11 protein-coding genes and 1 riboswitch are annotated in these 16,440 nt (G+C 43.2%); of the genes, 6 read left to right on the top strand and 5 right to left on the bottom strand.

What is annotated here, in order from left to right:
• A partial coding sequence (locus F6K52_RS17460) for a response regulator (protein WP_293079962.1) occupies positions 1-1,405 on the top strand: 1,405 nt, incomplete at its 5' end.
• A 122-nt stretch (positions 1,406-1,527) separates the two neighbouring features.
• Here F6K52_RS17460 and F6K52_RS17465 read toward each other — a convergent pair.
• Positions 1,528-1,656 (bottom strand): hypothetical protein, encoded by a 129-nt coding sequence (locus tag F6K52_RS17465; protein WP_293079965.1) that lies wholly within the window; start codon positions 1,654-1,656, stop codon positions 1,528-1,530.
• Positions 1,657-1,873: 217 nt separating this feature from the next.
• On the opposite strand from F6K52_RS17465, the gene F6K52_RS17470 reads away from it, so the two are divergent.
• The 5 genes from F6K52_RS17470 (at position 1,874) to F6K52_RS17490 (ending at position 9,908) form a co-directional block, all read left to right on the top strand.
• Positions 1,874-5,242: a PAS domain S-box protein gene (locus F6K52_RS17470; protein WP_293079968.1), complete on the top strand. Its 3,369-nt coding sequence runs from the start codon at positions 1,874-1,876 to the stop codon at positions 5,240-5,242.
• Between the two features lie 311 nt (positions 5,243-5,553).
• Entirely contained in the window at positions 5,554-7,044 is a 1,491-nt protein-coding gene (locus tag F6K52_RS17475; protein WP_293079971.1) for a response regulator, read from the top strand.
• Between the two features lie 332 nt (positions 7,045-7,376).
• A complete protein-coding gene (locus F6K52_RS17480; protein WP_293079974.1) occupies positions 7,377-7,550 on the top strand; it encodes a hypothetical protein in 174 nt (57 codons plus the stop codon).
• A 127-nt stretch (positions 7,551-7,677) separates the two neighbouring features.
• The gene (locus F6K52_RS17485) at positions 7,678-8,073 is read left to right on the top strand and encodes a response regulator (RefSeq protein ID WP_293079976.1); all 396 of its coding nucleotides are present in this window, start codon (positions 7,678-7,680) and stop codon (positions 8,071-8,073) included.
• Positions 8,070-9,908: an ATP-binding protein gene (locus F6K52_RS17490; RefSeq protein ID WP_293079979.1), complete on the top strand. Its 1,839-nt coding sequence runs from the start codon at positions 8,070-8,072 to the stop codon at positions 9,906-9,908. Before F6K52_RS17485 ends, F6K52_RS17490 begins: the two co-directional genes overlap by 4 nt.
• 558 nt (positions 9,909-10,466) lie before the next feature.
• Here the strand turns inward: F6K52_RS17490 and cysE are convergent.
• The 4 genes from cysE to ftsH3 all read right to left on the bottom strand — a co-directional run bounded on the left by cysE (position 10,467) and on the right by ftsH3 (position 16,333).
• Positions 10,467-11,201: a serine O-acetyltransferase gene (gene cysE / locus F6K52_RS17495; protein ID WP_293079987.1), complete on the bottom strand. Its 735-nt coding sequence runs from the start codon at positions 11,199-11,201 to the stop codon at positions 10,467-10,469.
• A gap of 317 nt (positions 11,202-11,518) precedes the next feature.
• Entirely contained in the window at positions 11,519-12,235 is a 717-nt protein-coding gene (locus F6K52_RS17500; protein ID WP_293079982.1) for an iron-containing redox enzyme family protein, read from the bottom strand.
• A 484-nt stretch (positions 12,236-12,719) separates the two neighbouring features.
• On the bottom strand, positions 12,720-14,093 hold the full coding sequence (thiC, locus tag F6K52_RS17505; RefSeq protein ID WP_293079985.1) for a phosphomethylpyrimidine synthase: 1,374 nt from the start codon (positions 14,091-14,093) through the stop codon (positions 12,720-12,722).
• A 6-nt stretch (positions 14,094-14,099) separates the two neighbouring features.
• Positions 14,100-14,196, bottom strand: a riboswitch (TPP riboswitch).
• 295 nt (positions 14,197-14,491) lie between these two features.
• A complete protein-coding gene (ftsH3, locus tag F6K52_RS17510; protein ID WP_293072035.1) occupies positions 14,492-16,333 on the bottom strand; it encodes an ATP-dependent zinc metalloprotease FtsH3 in 1,842 nt (613 codons plus the stop codon).
• Positions 16,334-16,440 lie beyond the last annotated feature (107 nt).

The raw sequence follows: 16,440 nt of genomic DNA on the forward strand, positions 1-16,440 counted from the left end.
TCATGAACTGCGTACTCCCCTCAATGGCATCCTCGGCTATACCCAAATCCTCCAACGCTCTAAAATGATGAGCCCTGAGGAACTCAAGGGCATCCGTGTCATCCACCAATGTGGCAACCACCTACTTACCTTGATTAACGATATTTTAGATATTTCTAAAATCGAGGCCAAGAAAATGGAACTGTACCCAACAAATTTTCATTTTCCCTCCTTTCTAGAAAACCTAGTTGATATCTGTCGCATCCGCGCTGATCACAAGGACATTTTATTTACTTACCAACCCCATAATCAACTCCCCAATCACATCCATGGGGATGAAAAACGCCTGCGACAAATACTAATTAACTTACTGGGTAATGCCATTAAGTTTACTGACACGGGACTTGTGACCTTGAAGGTAAATGTCATCGAATCAAAGCCCTTAACAAAGGGGGAAGACAAAAAGCCAAACCACCATCGACTAATCAGAACAATTCGGTTTGAAATTGAAGACACCGGTATTGGTATGAGTCCGGAACACATCGAACGGATAGTGTTGCCCTTCGAGCAGGTGGGGAATGCCTTAACTCGAGCCGAAGGGACCGGATTAGGATTAGCCATTACTCAGAAACTGCTGGAGATGATGGGGTCTACTTTGGAAGTGCAAAGTCAGCTGGGTGTGGGCAGCGTATTTTGGTTCGATTTGGAGTTGCCAGAAGCGACAGGGGTAACTGATGCGATCGCTCCTGACAAGACAATCATTGGTTTGTCAGGCAAAGGGCGCAAAATTCTGGTGGTTGATGATAAACCGGAAAATCGCTGGGTACTGGTGAATCTGCTCGCTCCCCTTGGCTTTGAAATGGAAGAAGCGAGCAATGGTGAACAAGGTTTACACAAAGCCACAGACTTCCAACCGGATCTGATTATTACTGACTTGTTGATGCCACAGATGGATGGTTTTGAGATGATCCGACAGTTGCGAGAATCCTCCCAATTCTCATCAGTGCTAGTGATCGCTTGTTCAGCCAGTGTGTTTGATGATCACCAGAACCAAAGTAGTGAGGCTGGAGCCGATGATTTTTTGCCGAAGCCAGTAGAGTCAAAAAAGCTATTAGAGAAGTTACGGGTACATCTGAAACTAGAATGGGTTTATGAAGAAGAAGAACATAAACATAAAAAGGTCACGACCAAAGCACCATCCCCCCTCAAAACTCAAAAGTCGATAGTGCCGCCCTCAAAAGAAGCACTAGATAAACTGTACGATTTGGCGAAGACTGGCTTAATTAGCGACATTTTAAAACAAGTAGAAATCCTCAAAAAAACGGATGATAAATTAATTCCATTTAGCCAACATCTCCGTCAATTAGCCGAAGACTTTAAACTCAAGAAAATCCGACAGTTTATTCAGCAATATCGGGATAACTAATTATTACAGCAAAGGGAGCAGGGAGTAGGGAGTAGGGAGTAGGGAAGAGGGAAAAAATCCTGTGTAACTCATTAGGCTAGAAACAGCTATAAAATAAATCAATTAATTGTTTAATTTGTTGATTAACAAAATAATAAAACCAGGCATAAAACTCTATATTGTGTATAGCAATCTGTGTAGTAATTTTGATAATTTTTGTTCCCGTCTTGATGCAGTCGCTCATGGGGGGAACCCCCAAGACCGCGCTGCATCGCTACTCCATTCTACCTGTTCCCTGTTACCTTTGCTATAGGATTGATTCCTAACTAATCCTACAGGTATATAGTTAGGAAATAAGTACTCAATAGTATTTTAATAAAAAAAATAATACTACATTTTTTTGGTAATTAAAGGGAATAATTAAAAGGAAACAGTGAACAGCATACTTTTGAAAAAGTAGCAAAAAAAATTAATTAGTTAATCTGAGCAATGAAAACTCTCAAAAAAATTAGCCCTATAGCGGAAATCAACTACTTTCTAGCTATTTTTATACCTTTAACGATAGGGATAGGAAGTTTTCTAGTGCTCATGCATCGCACTGAGGTTAAGGTTGATACAACAGAAGTCAACCTTAATGAAATCCGTAATGTTGAGATGGAAGCTCAACAAGCAGCTAGTGATTTCCATGTCATTGTATCAGACTTGAGATTCCTAGCCAATCAAAATGAGTTACGGGCAATGTTAGATAGCACCAGTGATGCTCCCCAAAAAACTGAAAGGTGGCGCATGGCTCTTATTAAAGAATATCTCATCCTGGTTCGAGAGAAAAGGCTTTATGACCAAATTCGCTTTCTAGATACAACTGGTAAAGAAATTGTTAGAGTCAATTTTAACCAGGGTCAGCCGGTGATTGTGCCTGAGGAACAACTGCAAGTCAAGGCAAATCGTTACTGGTTTCAAAAAATATTAGCTTTGCCAAAGGGAGAAATGTTTGTCTCTCCCCTAGACCTGAATGTCGAAAATGGAAAAATTGAACACCCCCTGAAGCCAGTGATTCGCGTTGGTAGCCCTGTGTTTGACAGTTCCGGTCAGAAACGGGGCATCGTCATGATTAACTATTTACCTAAACATTTCATTAATAGTTTGGAACCCGAAAATAACACCTCCTTAGGGGAAATGATGCTGTTGAATGGTGAGGGATTTTGGCTGAAGGGAACCAACCCAGAGGATGAATGGGGATTCATGTATCCTAACCGCAAAGACCGTACCTTTGCCAAGGCGTTTCCAAAAGCATGGCAACGGATTTCTAAGGCTGATAACGGGCAGTTTGAAACTGCCAACGGTAAGTTTACCTTTACCACTGTTCATCCTTGCCACGAGATGCAAACAGGTAAAACTGCTGTACCAAAGGGTTTTTCTGATCCCACTAGGATCGATGCTAACTCCGATACTTGGAAAATTGTCACCTACATTTCCCCTAAACTCATAAAAGAACGCTCTCGTGATTCCTGGAAGCCCTTAGGGCTGCTTTATGGTAGTTTAGTGCTGCTAATTGGTATTGGTTCTAGCTTACTAGCACGGGCTAAGATAGAGCATCAGCAAGCAGAAGAGGAACTGGGACTGAGTCAGGAACGCTTGCAGCTAGCCTTAGAAGGATCTGGTGATGGACTCTGGGACTGGAACATCACGACTGGAGAGGTTTATTACAGTCCCCGGTGGTTAGAAATGCTGGGCTATGATGTGGATGAGCTACCAGGATACCTCAGCAGTTGGGAAAAGCTGATACATCCAGAGGATAAAGCCTTAGTAAAGTCGTTGCTGAATGCTTGTCTAAAGAACAGTTCGGTTCTCTTGGCCTGTGACCATAGAGTACGAACCAAATCCGGTCAATGGAAATGGATTGCCATTTACGGTAAAGTCGTGGCTCATGATCACAAGGGCAACCCGAAACGAATGGCAGGAACCCATAAAGATATTAGCGATCGCAAACAGGCCGAGGAGGAACTGCGGCTGAGCAGAGAACGCTTTCGCACCCTCTATGAAAATACACCAGTTATGCTGCATTCCATTGATAGCAATGGTAAATTGCTCAGTGTCAGTAACTACTGGCAAAAGAAGCTAGGCTACGATCGTAATGAAGTTATTGGAAGACAATCAACTGATTTTTTAACAGAATCACGCCAGTACACCCAAGGGGTGTTTCTGCCTAAATGTTTTGAGACAGGAATTTGCTTGGATGTTCCCTATCAGGTGATATGCAAGAATGGAGAAATCATTGACGTGCTTCTTTCCGCTATTGCTGAACAAGATGAGTTAGGTCAGGTGGTTCGGTCTCTAGCGGTTATGGTTGATGTCACTGATCGCAACCGAGCGCAAGCTGCACTGCAAGATGCTAAAGAGGCTGCGGAAGTTGCCAATCGTGCCAAAAGCGAATTCCTGGCTAACATGAGCCACGAACTAAGAACCCCCCTTAATGGTATCCTCGGCTACACCCAAATCCTCAAAAATTCCAAAACCATGGCTCCTGAGGAACTCAAAGGCGTCCACATCATTCATCAGTGTGGTTCACACCTGTTAACCCTGATTAACGACATTCTGGATCTCTCCAAAATTGAAGCCAGGAAAATGGAACTCGTTCCTGTAAATTTTCATTTTTCCTCCTTTCTGGAAAACCTGGTTGACATCTGCAGTATCCGCGCTCATCAGAAGGACATTTTATTTACTTACCAACCCCTTTCTCAACTCCCCAATGGCATCTATGGGGATGAGAAACGCCTACGACAAGTACTGATGAATCTGCTCAGTAATGCCATCAAGTTTACCGACTCTGGGGAAGTAACCTTGAAAGTGAGTGTCCTTGAATCTAGGCAAAATCCGATCCACCCATCATCCTCCTTCACAAAGGAGCTTAACAAAGAAAAAAGGACAAAAATCCGGTTTCAAGTAGAAGATACTGGGATTGGTATAACCCCAGAGCAATTACAAAAGATTTTTTTGCCCTTTGAGCAAGTGGGAAATCCTTTTCGTAAAGCAGAAGGCACAGGATTGGGATTAGCGATTACTCAGAAACTCCTGTCCATGATGAAGTCTACTTTAGAAGTAAGGAGCCAGCCCGGAATTGGCAGTGTGTTTTGCTTTGATTTGGAGTTGCCAGAAGCCACAGAAAGCTTAGATGCCCCGATGGCTTCTGAAACAGGGATCATTGGCTTCAAAGGCAAGGGGCGGAAAATCCTGGTGGTGGATGATAAATGGGAAAATCGCATGGTTTTGGTTAATCTGCTTGCCCCTGTTGGGTTTGAACTGGTGGAGGCCACCAACGGTCAAGAGGGTTTGGAGAAAGCTCAGTGTCAGCCTGACCTAATTATTACCGACTTGCTCATGCCAGGGATGGATGGTTGGGAATTGATCCGACAGGTGCGAGAATCCCCCCAATTAAAGTCAGTAGTGGTGATTGCTTGCTCAGCCAGCGTATTTGATATTCACCAACACAAGAGTATTGAGTCTGGGGCGGACGAGTTTCTACCCAAGCCAGTAGATTCAGAAAGACTATTCGAGATATTACGGATGCGTCTGAGACTGGAATGGGTGTATGAAGGAAAAGAACAAGGAGAAAAGATGATGGCTGAAAACATATCATGTCAAACTACAGAGATTATCCCTCCCCCAGCTGAAAAACTTGCTCAGCTCTATGATTTGGCCAGAACAGGCTTAATCAGCGAAATTTTAGAACAAGTGGATAATCTGGAAAAATCCGATCAAAAATTTGCGATTTTTGTCCAACATATCCACCAATTCGCTCAAGGCTTTCAGGTAAAAAAAATCCAAGATTTCATCAAACAATACCTGGAACGTAATTAGTTAAGAGGTAAGCCTATGCGCTACGCGCATGCTATTTGAGGTGCCGTCAGTTAACGCCCTAAGCCCATGCTAACCTTGCCAGGGATCAGCCAATAGCCTACTTTTACGCTAAGCAAACGGTAATTGATAATGAGAGCGAAGTTTTAGGGTTTAATAGAATTAACATTCATAAAATCCTAGTTTTACGGTTTAAGTATTAGGACTTAATGCTGATATTTTTATGGTTAGGTATATTAGGAGTTATTATGACCGTTTAGCAACGATTTATTAATTATTGACTTGGTTTAAGCATTCTATAAAAAGGTGTAAAAATGATCAATGGCCAGGATCAACAACTAATATTAATTGTAGATGATATCGCCACCAATTTAGAAGTACTATCCACGACATTGATCAGTGCTGGTTTCAAAGTTGCAGTCGCCACTGATGGCGAAAGCGCGATTGAGCAGGTTGACTATAAACCGCCGGATCTGATTGTGTTAGATGTGATGATGCCAGGAATTGATGGATTTGAAACGTGCCATCGGCTGAAGGAAAATCCGTTAACCCGTGAAATTCCTGTGATTTTTATGACAGCCCTGAGTGAGACCGTGAACAAGGTCAAGGGTTTTTCTCTCGGAGCAGTGGACTATCTGACCAAACCGATTCAGTCAGAGGAAGTATTAGCCAGAGTTAGAACCCATTTGCAACTGCAAAGTCAGGCAAAGGCCCTCAAGGAGCAAAATGCCCTTCTTAAAGAGGAAATTGAACAGCGAAGGTCAGCAGAAGCAAGGTGGCAAAACACACTAGAACAGCTCGAAGCTGCCCAAAGCCAGATCATCGCCCAAGAAAAACTCGCTGCTCTTGGACAACTAGTTGCGGGAATCGCTCACGAAATCAATACTCCCCTGGGAGCAATTCGCTCCTGTGTGGGCAATCTGTCTAACTTCTTCAACGACCACCTCCAGGAATTACCCTCATTTTTTCAAGGACTCTCACCAGAACGTCAGTCCGATTTGTTGGCCTTACTCCAATACTCCAGCCGACAGACTACTCCTCTATCTACCCGAGAGCAACGTCAACTCAAACGAAGGTTGAGAAGCCAACTTGAATCCTACGCTATTGAGAAAGCAGTGAAGCTAGCCAATTTATTGGCGGGAATTGGGGTTTATGAGGAGTTCGAAGAGTTTTTGCCTCTCCTGAAAGACCCAGACAACGAAATGATTTTAACCACTGCCTATCAGTTAGCTAACCTCTATACGAGTACTCGCAACATTACCACTGCCGTAGAACGAGCCACAAAAGTGGTGTTTGCCTTGAAAACTTATGCTCGTTATGACTCTAGTGGGGAAAAGATAGATGCACAGATTACTGACGGCATTGACACGGTTTTGACTCTTTATCATAACCAACTCAAACATGGCGTAGATATCAACAGAAACTATGACGATTATTTGCCAGTTATCGGGTGCTATCCTGATGAACTCAATCAAGTCTGGACGAATCTGATTCACAATGCCCTGCAAGCTATGGAGAACAAGGGGACTTTAACCATTAACGTCAGGCAGCAAGATGACCACATCAAGGTCAGCATTACTGACACTGGCAAAGGGATTCCTCCTGAAATTCAGCCGAAAATATTTCAGCCGTTCTTTACCACGAAACCCGCTGGAGAAGGCAGTGGTTTGGGATTAGATATTGTTAGGAAAATTGTAGAGAAACATCACGGACACATGGAGGTGGATTCTGTACCTGGTGAAACTACCTTTACAGTTTCCCTACCAATTCAGCAGCCACAGTCGATGGCTGAGGAGGTAGATTAATATGATCAACCTGAAACTGTTATTTAGACAGGATTGCTGGGGAACTTTATAAGTGTAGCTAGTTATAAGTGTAGCTAGTTATAAGTGTAGCTACTTCATAAACAATTGTCTGAGGCAATAAAACCCAGTCTAGGTAAGAGCGGGGAGTGTCAAAACTGTGGCTAGTTGCAGTCCATGTCATTAAATCATCCATAGTAACCAAGAATGATTACACTCCCAGGCTATCGGCTCACTGAGGGAATTTACTAAGCGCCTTAGAACCCTAGTTTATCAAGGGGTTTGTGAGGCTGACCAAAAACTTGTCATCTTTGATAAAGACCGTAAGATTACTTATGCGATCGCGTAGCGTAGCCCTTGGGGCTAATCGCATAAGCGCGGAAGCTTTGCTTCCGGAGCGTAGCGTAGCCCTTGGGGCTAATCGCATAAGCGCGGAAGCTTTGCTTCCGGAGCGTAGCAATCGCGACCTTGCTTACTCAACCCATCTCGACCGTCTCCCTACCTATTGATACCAATTTTTGAAAGTAGGACTACAGATTTAGATGGACAAATGGGGAGATGAGGAGATGGCCAGATGAAATTGATGTGTAGCCGTAATGAGCCAGAATTGGTATGAATTAAATGAGGAAACTAGTCATGTCTGACGCCGTGATTTTATGTGTTGATGATGAAATATCGATCTTGAAAAGCTTAGAGATGGAACTTCAAGCAGCTTTTGAAGATCAGTATCTCTATGAATTTGCTGAAAGTGCTGATGAAGCCTTGGAAATCATTGATGAACTTTCTGAGAATGGAGAGCAAATTCTGATTATTGTATCCGATTGGTTAATGCCAGGAATGAAAGGGGATCAATTTCTGATTAATGTCCATAACAAATATCCCGGTATTATTAAAGTAATGCTAACGGGACAAGCTGATGACGAAGCGGTTGAACGGGCGCAACAATATGCTAACCTATATCGATGTTTACATAAACCGTGGAATACTAAGGAATTAATTTCAACAATTAAGTCTGCTTTAGTAAAATTATGAATCGAACTGCCATTATCTGTGTTGATGACGAACAAACCATCCTAGATAGCCTGAAGATTGAGCTAGAAACTAGTTTGGGAGATAACTATCTCATTGAAATGACCCAAGGTGGAGAAGAAGCTTTAGAAGTCTTCGAAGAATTAGTAGAGGATGACTATGAAGTTGCCCTGGTTATTTCCGATTACATCATGCCCAATCTGAAAGGGGATGAATTACTCAAGCGCATTCATACTATTTCACCTAAAACCCTCAAAATTATGTTGACTGGGCAAGCTGATTTGGAAGCGGTGGGAAATGTGATTAACTATGCTAAATTATATCGTTATATACCTAAGCCTTGGCAGGCTGACGACCTCAGAATCACTGTAAAAGAGGCATTGTATAGTTATTCTCAGGATAAAGCGCTAGCTGAAAAAAATGCTCAACTCCAGACAATGAATAAAGCGCTAGAAAAATCCAACCGCGAACAAGCTGATTTAATTTCCCAACTTCACGAAAATGAGAATCGCTTGAGGCAGTTCTTAGAAGCCATGCCTGTGGGAGTATGTGTAACTGATACCAAGGGTAAGCCTTATTTGATCAATAAAGCCGGACAGCAGATTTCAGACAAAGGCATCATAGAGCCAGCTACAGGGTCACAGTTACAAGAGACTAATAAGCTGTATTTGGCTGGAACTGAGCAACTTTACCCCAAAGCACAGAATCCGATTTTGAGGGCGTTGCAGGGGGAGAGTGTGGCAGTTGACGATATGGAAATACGTCAACGGGATAAGATGATTCCTGTAGAAGCTTGGGGTACACCGATCTATGATCAAGACGGAAATGTGGCTTATGCGATCGCAGCCTTTCAAGACATCACGGAACGTAAACGAGCCGAAGCCGAGCGGGAGCGATTACTGGCGGAACTCTCTCAACTGAATCAGGATTTGCAGCAAGCCAATGCCCAACTAGAAGACTATTCCCACAACCTAGAAGAGAAAGTAGAACAAAGAACTGTCGAATTAAAAGCTGCTCAACAGCAGATTGTTGTCCAAGAAAAACTTGCCTCCCTCGGGGCGTTAACCGCAGGTATTGCCCATGAGCTCAGAAATCCTCTCAACTTTGTTAACAACTATGCTGAAGGTTCGGCTGAGCTGGTGGCGGAAGCGATTGAAGAACTTGATAACCAATCTGAACATCTCGATCCAGAATCTCTAGACTATCTCAAAGAGATTTTAACCGACATCAAAGAAAATTCCCTAGCCATCAATAAGCACGGGAACAGAGCCGATAGCATTATTAGCAGTATGATGCTGCACGCACGAACCGAGAGTTCTCAACATCAACTGACTGAGCTCAATGAACTTTTAGCGGAAGCAGTACAGTTGGTCTATCACAGCAAGCGAGCCTCTGACAATCGTTTCAATATTACGATTGACACAGATTACGATAACTCTATTGAACCATTAGAGCTAGTATCAAATGATCTCAGCCGCGCCTTCATTAACCTACTTGACAACAGTTGCTATGCAGTTCAAGCGAAACAGCAATCTTATCAGTCAGATCCAGATCAGGTGGACGAAGCCTTTACCCCGACATTGCGGGTCAAAACCCAAAATCTGGAGCAGATGGTAGAAATCCGCATCAGTGACAATGGTATAGGGATACCACAGGAGATTAAAGATAAAATTTTCCATCCTTTCTTTACCACTAAACCAACTGGAGAAGGAACAGGATTAGGATTATCAATGACCCATGATATCATCGTCGGTCAGCATGGAGGAACCTTGAAGCTGGAAACTGAAGTGGGAGCATATAGTGAATTTATTATCACTTTACCGAAACCAGCCCAATAGAGCTAATCATTTCTAACTTGAGCATCTCGAACCTGCTTGATCAGAGAAATTAGCATCTTGGTCAAGCTACTACGTTCCTACGTTCTACGTTTTTTCATAGGTTTTTCCAGTAGCAGGAAATTAATTGACATTAAAAATTACTACTTATTCTATTAATTAGCTAAAAATATCCTTTAAAAAGTCTGCTATTCCCTCTTCTTGATAATCCTTAAATTAACCAGCATCAAACCAGATACCATAGCATATCGGGCATTTTTAAGACCGAATATGAGTCTGTTTTAGGTCAACCATTTTGGTCATTTTTGTATGGCATTTCGGACAATTTATATCTCTAGTTTCATTAAAGTTACTCCCTGTTTTTGGGTCACCTGTATCTATAATCTCGGAGCCTTTTATGTCCTTCAACAGTTGAGCTTCCATTCTAGGATTTACATATCATACTCGGTAGCCAGACTGTTGGCTTGGTCGCTGCAATACCACTAGCATTACTATAGCTACCCACAGGGGCATAGTAGCAATTATGATTTCCAAGACATTTATCTCCTCTATTAACAAAAGTTAATCTACTTTTGCTAGCTGACGGCTATCCACATTAGGATTTTGAGATAAATTGATAGCTGGAGCTTGACAGAATAGCTTTTCGGTGAACTCCATTTCTCTACACTGCTGTAATTGGTTTAGTTTGATTTCCAACTCATCTATCCTTTGGATAAGTTTATCAACCACATTAGCTACTGGATCCGGGATGTTACTGTGAGCAAGTGGACTAATCGGTTTGGCGAATTGCCTAACTATTCGTCCCGGAATCCCAACAACAGTGCAGTCATTAGGAACAGACCGTAAAACTACTGAGCCTGCTCCAATACGGCTATTGTTACCAATTTCAATGTCCCCAAGAATTTTTGCTCCCGCTCCGACGATTACATTTTTTCCCAGAGTAGGATGACGTTTACCTAGTTGTTTGCCAGTGCCACCTAAAGTAACACCTTGATAAATTAAGGTTCCATCTCCAACGATGGCGGTTTGCCCAATTACTACACCTGCACCGTGATCAATAAATATGCCCCGACCAAGGGTAGCACCTGGATGAATGTCAATTCCTGTTAGCCAACGGACAATGTAGGATACGAAGCGAGACAGCCAAAATAAACGGTGGCGATATAAGATATGAGCAAAGCGATGAACCGTAACTGCCTGTAAGCCTGGATAGCAAGTTAACACCTCAAGCCAAGAGCATGCAGCAGGATCTTTCTCAAACACAGCCTCAAAATCTGCTCGAATAGAATCCCACAGGCCTAAAGTAGATCGATCTGTGGTTTGGCCATGTTTCTTCAAAGCTTCAAGAGAATGGGTCATTTCTGTCTGATTTTTGTTTCATTTTGAGTCAAAATAATATAGCAGTTAGCAGTGAACTATCAGGCATCGGCTTTTTTGCTTTTCCTTGTGTTATGTGTCGTTGATGCTTTTCATTTGTACCTGATTAAATTGCCAACTGCTATAATAAATATCGGGTCAATTTGTGAGGATTCGATATTTTGAAGCAGTAGAGTGATTTTATTGATGGACTCTACTTACTTCTATGCCACTCAATTATTCACTCAATTATTCACTCAATTTACAGCTGCCATCTGCTTAGTCATGGCTAATTTGTAGTTATTCGTCCAAAATGTATCCCAATTATGTTTGGCTTTCTGATAGCCAGCTGTTAAATCATCTACGGTAGATGGGTCGGCATCAACTATCTCATTAATGGCATCTCTGACCTTTTGACGATGGATAATATCAGCTTCGCCAACATGAAAGTTCCAAAAATCCCAATCAATGGTGTGTTTGTTTTCTTTTATGTATGGGTTTTTGACAAGATATTTGTACATAGTAGAGAGATAAACTTGGCACAGACACTCTCCACCCATACCACATAATCCAATAACATAGGTGGTAGGCTTGGTTAACGTTAGTTGCTTAATCTCATCAAGCAAAATTTTATTTTCTTCGCTAAGACAGTTTTCAAATAAATCTTGATTTATACCAATACTTAACAGATACTTATCCCATAGTTGGAGATGATTATTCTCATGATCTCCTTCACCTAACTCTTCTGCTAGTATTTCAGCGGTTAAGCTTTTAAATTTTCCGTAAGGAGCTTTGGAAATTAGAATTGCCAGATTATCAGGAAACTGTTTGGTAAAATGACGGTACTGGATACATATCTGCTGTAAAGCGTCCAGTGGAGCATGTTGTAAATATTGCAGTTTCTCATCAGCTAGATATTCAGCTTCCAGTCGAGAATGATCTGCCATAGTCCAAAATTGATCACGATTTGTCATTTTTTTATCCTTTGTGTTTTTTATCTTAGCTCTATAACTACCATCAGTCACTAATCTGAAAATCACCTGAGTTTTCTCTTAAATCAACTGGTTAATTAGCTGTAAAATATCTAATTTGATATGCCTTATAATTATAAAATTTATATGACATAGCTTTAAAAAAGCTATATATAGTTATTTGAAAATAGCTATAAATATGCGCTACGGTATTTACAAATAATGGTGAGCTGATAATTGCTAAAAGCTGTTTAACTTGGCTTTTCTATTGCTTCTTGCCTATTCTCTATTCCCTATGGCGTATTCCTTATTGCGTATTCCCTATTTCCTATTTGGTATTTCCGATTCCCGATTCCCGATTCCCGATTCCCGATTCCCGATTCCCAGCCTGTAGCCCTCTAATAGGTACGTGGCAGTAAAAGTCAAAAAAAACCGGCTTCTGCTAAGAAACCGGGTTTTTAAAAGGTTTAGTTGATTGATGATTTAATTAACCTTTATGGGCAGGTTCTTTCGCCAAGAACTTCTCTAGTTCAGTCAAGGCATCAGCATCAACTTTAGTTTGCATGGGGCAGAACTTTGGTCCACACATGGAACAAAACTCTGCTGTCTTATAGATATCTGCTGGCAGGGTTTCATCATGGTATTCCCGAGCTCGTTCGGGGTCAAGGGAAAGTTCAAACTGACGGTTCCAGTCGAAGTTGTAGCGAGCAATGGAGAGTTGATCATCCCGGTCCCGTGCTCCTGGACGATGCCTGGCAATATCCGCCGCATGAGCAGCAATCTTGTAGGCAATCAAGCCATTGCGCACATCTTCAGCATCGGGCAGTCCCAAATGTTCTTTCGGGGTTACATAGCACAGCATGGCGGTACCATACCAGCCAGCCAAAGCTGCTCCAATGGCAGAGGTGATATGGTCATATCCAGGCGCAATGTCTGTCACTAGTGGTCCTAGGACATAGAAAGGTGCTTCTGAACACTCTTCCATCTGCTTTCTGACATTGAACTCAATTTGATCCATCGGCACATGACCAGGTCCTTCTACCATCACCTGTACATCATGTTCCCAAGCACGACGAGTCAACTGCCCCAATGTTTTCAATTCTGCTAACTGGGCTTGATCAGATGCATCATGGGTGCAGCCAGGACGCAGGGAATCCCCTAAGCTGAAAGAGACATCGTATTTCTTGAAAATCTCGATAATGTCGTCAAAGTGGGTATAGAGGGGATTTTGCTTGTGGTGATGGAGCATCCACTTGGCTAGGATACCACCACCACGAGAAACAATGCCGGTTAGCCGGTTTCTGACCAAAGGCAGATGTTCAATTAAGATGCCAGCGTGGATGGTTTGATAGTCAACTCCTTGCTGAGCGTGCTTCTCAATGATGTGGAGGAAGTCATCGGCAGTAAGGTTTTCGACTTTGCCGTGGACACTTTCTAAGGTTTGGTAAACGGGTACCGTGCCAATGGGTACGGGTGAGGCATTAATGATGGCGGAACGAATCTCATCCAAGTTGCCACCGCCTGTAGACAAGTCCATAACGGTATCGGCCCCGTACTTCACCGCCAAGTTAACCTTCTCTAGCTCTTCATCAATATTAGAAGAGTTGGGGGAGGCACCGATATTGGCATTCACCTTACATTTGGAGGCGATACCAATACACATTGGTTCTAGGTTAGTGTGGTTGATATTGGCGGGGATAATCATTCGCCCCCGTGCCACTTCATCTTTGATCAGCTCAACGGGAAGGTTTTCCCGCTGGGCTACGTAGTGCATCTCTTCTGTCAGAAGACCCTGGCGAGCATAGTACATTTGAGTCACATTGCTCTGACCACGGCGCTTGGCAACCCATTCAATACGCATATTTAATTTCCTCGATCACAGCTTCCCTCCGCCGGTATTAACCGGACTCAGGTTCTAAGGGTGTAATCTCAGCCTGGTTTCTCAGGCACCCCTAGCTTGGTTTGATTATACTATCACAAAAAATCCTTCGGATTTAGGATCGCGCTCCTTGCCATAGATTCACAGGTGGGGAATCTATGGAATTCGAGATTATTTAAATTAGCTTATGGAATTTTGAACAGGAATAGTTATATCCTTATTCTTTTTTAAGATTTAATTTAAAAAGAATACAGGACAGTGCTTAGTTACACTGTCCTGTTACGGTGTCCTGTTACGGATGATTAATAGCTAGAGGCTATTGTATTCACCATTGTATTTACCTATGTATTTACCTAGGTGATTGCCCAAATCGCCTTGTGTTAAAGAGCGATCGCAGCCATCTTGACATCGTTAGTGCTTAGAATCTCTTGGAGTTCCTCAGCATCTACGGTTTCTTTATCAATCAGCATTTCAGCAAGCTTATCTAGGATGTGCTTATTGCCAAGAATTACATTCTTAGCCCGTTCGTAGGCTTCATCAACTAGCTTGCGAACCTCTTCATCAATGGTTGATGCTGTGGCATCTGAGAAATCCCGGTCTGAGGCAATATCCCGACCTAGGAACATACTGCCATTCTGCCGTCCTAGGGCAACTGGGCCAAGGCGATCGCTCATACCATAGCGCATCACCATCTGCCGTGCCACCCGAGTCACCTGTTGCAAGTCATTGGAAGCACCTGTGGTCACTTCTTCTTCACCGAAGATAATTTCTTCAGCAATCCGACCACCTAAGGCCACTGCCATCTGATTTTGCAGGTAAGAACGGGAAAACATGCCTGAATCCATCCGGTCTTCGCTAGGGGTGAACCAAGTCAAACCACCAGCACGACCCCGAGGAATAATGCTAATTTTCTGCACTGGGTCATAATCGGGCATTAAGGCACCCACAAGGGCGTGACCTGCTTCGTGGAACGCTACGAGGGTTTTGCGTTTCTCGCTCATTACCCGGTCTTTCTTCTCTGGCCCTGCAAGTACCCGGTCAATGGCATCATTCACCTCATCCATAGAGATTTCGGTTAAGTTGCGACGGGCTGCCAAAATTGCTGCTTCATTGAGCAAGTTGGATAAATCTGCTCCGGTGAAACCAGGGGTCCGACGGGCAATCTTTTCGAGATCCACATCTTTGGCCAGGGTTTTCCCACGAGCATGAACGTTGAGAATTTCCAAACGTCCGGCATAATCAGGACGGTCTACTACTACCTGTCGATCAAAACGACCAGGGCGTAGTAGGGCAGCATCAAGAACATCTGGGCGGTTGGTAGCAGCAATAATAATAATACCGGTATTGCCTTCAAACCCATCCATTTCAGTCAGCAACTGGTTGAGGGTTTGCTCCCGTTCATCATTACCACCGCCTAAACCGGCACCCCGCTGACGCCCCACAGCATCGATTTCATCAATGAATACAATACATGGAGCATTGTTCTTGGCTTGCTCAAATAGGTCTCGCACCCGAGAAGCACCAACCCCTACGAACATCTCGACGAACTCAGAACCAGAGATGGAGAAAAAGGGAACACCTGCTTCTCCAGCTACTGCACGAGCTAAGAGAGTTTTACCCGTTCCTGGAGGTCCGACGAGTAGGACTCCCTTGGGAATTTTAGCCCCAATAGCAGTGAAGCGGTCAGCATTTTTGAGGAAGTCTACTACTTCGTTAAGCTCTAGCTTGGCTTGCTCAATACCTGCCACATCCCCAAAGGTTACCTGAGTTTGGGGTTCCATTTGGACTCTAGCCTTGGACTTGCCAAAGTTCATGGCTTGAGAACCTGGACCATTCTGGGCACGCCGCAGTAATAGAAACAATCCCACCAAGAGCAGAATCGGGAAGAAGAAACTGCTTAAGGTCTTGAACCAGAAGCCTTCATCACTCTGGGGTAGAACTGAAATATCTACACCGTTATTATTCAGAAGGTTGATTAGTTGTGGGTCATTGGGGAGATTGACCTCTACCTGACGACCATCTTGAGCGATCGCGATCGCTTTACTGCGGTCAGCACTGATTCTAACGGTTTCCACCTTGCCGCTCTCGACTTTGCTAATCAGCTCGTCGTACCGCCACGTATCTCGACTTGGGGACGGTTTGTCCAAAAATGCTGTACCAAGGGCGATCACCACTATGGCTAGGAGTGCATACAGCCCTGCGTTTCTCCACTTTTTATTCACTCGTTGTTACCTCCATAGATTCGAGGATGTGGCAAATATAGAATTTAGCTTCTTATATTAATTTATGTTAACCTTTCTGAGGACAACTGGGCGGACTTTATTCTAAA

Source organism: Moorena sp. SIO3H5 (assembly GCF_010692395.1).
Lineage (GTDB): Bacteria > Cyanobacteriota > Cyanobacteriia > Cyanobacteriales > Coleofasciculaceae > Moorena.

What these genes read in the sequence shown, in the direction of transcription:
- F6K52_RS17465 (WP_293079965.1), bottom strand. Translation starts at nt 1,656, where the DNA reads ATGCAGCGCGGTCTTGGGGGTTCCCCCCATGAGCGACTGCATCAAGAC.
- F6K52_RS17470 (WP_293079968.1), top strand. Translation starts at nt 1,874, where the DNA reads ATGAAAACTCTCAAAAAAATTAGCCCTATAGCGGAAATCAACTACTTT.
- F6K52_RS17475 (WP_293079971.1), top strand. Translation starts at nt 5,554, where the DNA reads ATGATCAATGGCCAGGATCAACAACTAATATTAATTGTAGATGATATC.
- F6K52_RS17480 (WP_293079974.1), top strand. Translation starts at nt 7,377, where the DNA reads ATGCGATCGCGTAGCGTAGCCCTTGGGGCTAATCGCATAAGCGCGGAA.
- F6K52_RS17485 (WP_293079976.1), top strand. Translation starts at nt 7,678, where the DNA reads ATGTCTGACGCCGTGATTTTATGTGTTGATGATGAAATATCGATCTTG.
- F6K52_RS17490 (WP_293079979.1), top strand. Translation starts at nt 8,070, where the DNA reads ATGAATCGAACTGCCATTATCTGTGTTGATGACGAACAAACCATCCTA.
- F6K52_RS17500 (WP_293079982.1), bottom strand. Translation starts at nt 12,235, where the DNA reads ATGACAAATCGTGATCAATTTTGGACTATGGCAGATCATTCTCGACTG.
- thiC (WP_293079985.1), bottom strand. Translation starts at nt 14,093, where the DNA reads ATGCGTATTGAATGGGTTGCCAAGCGCCGTGGTCAGAGCAATGTGACT.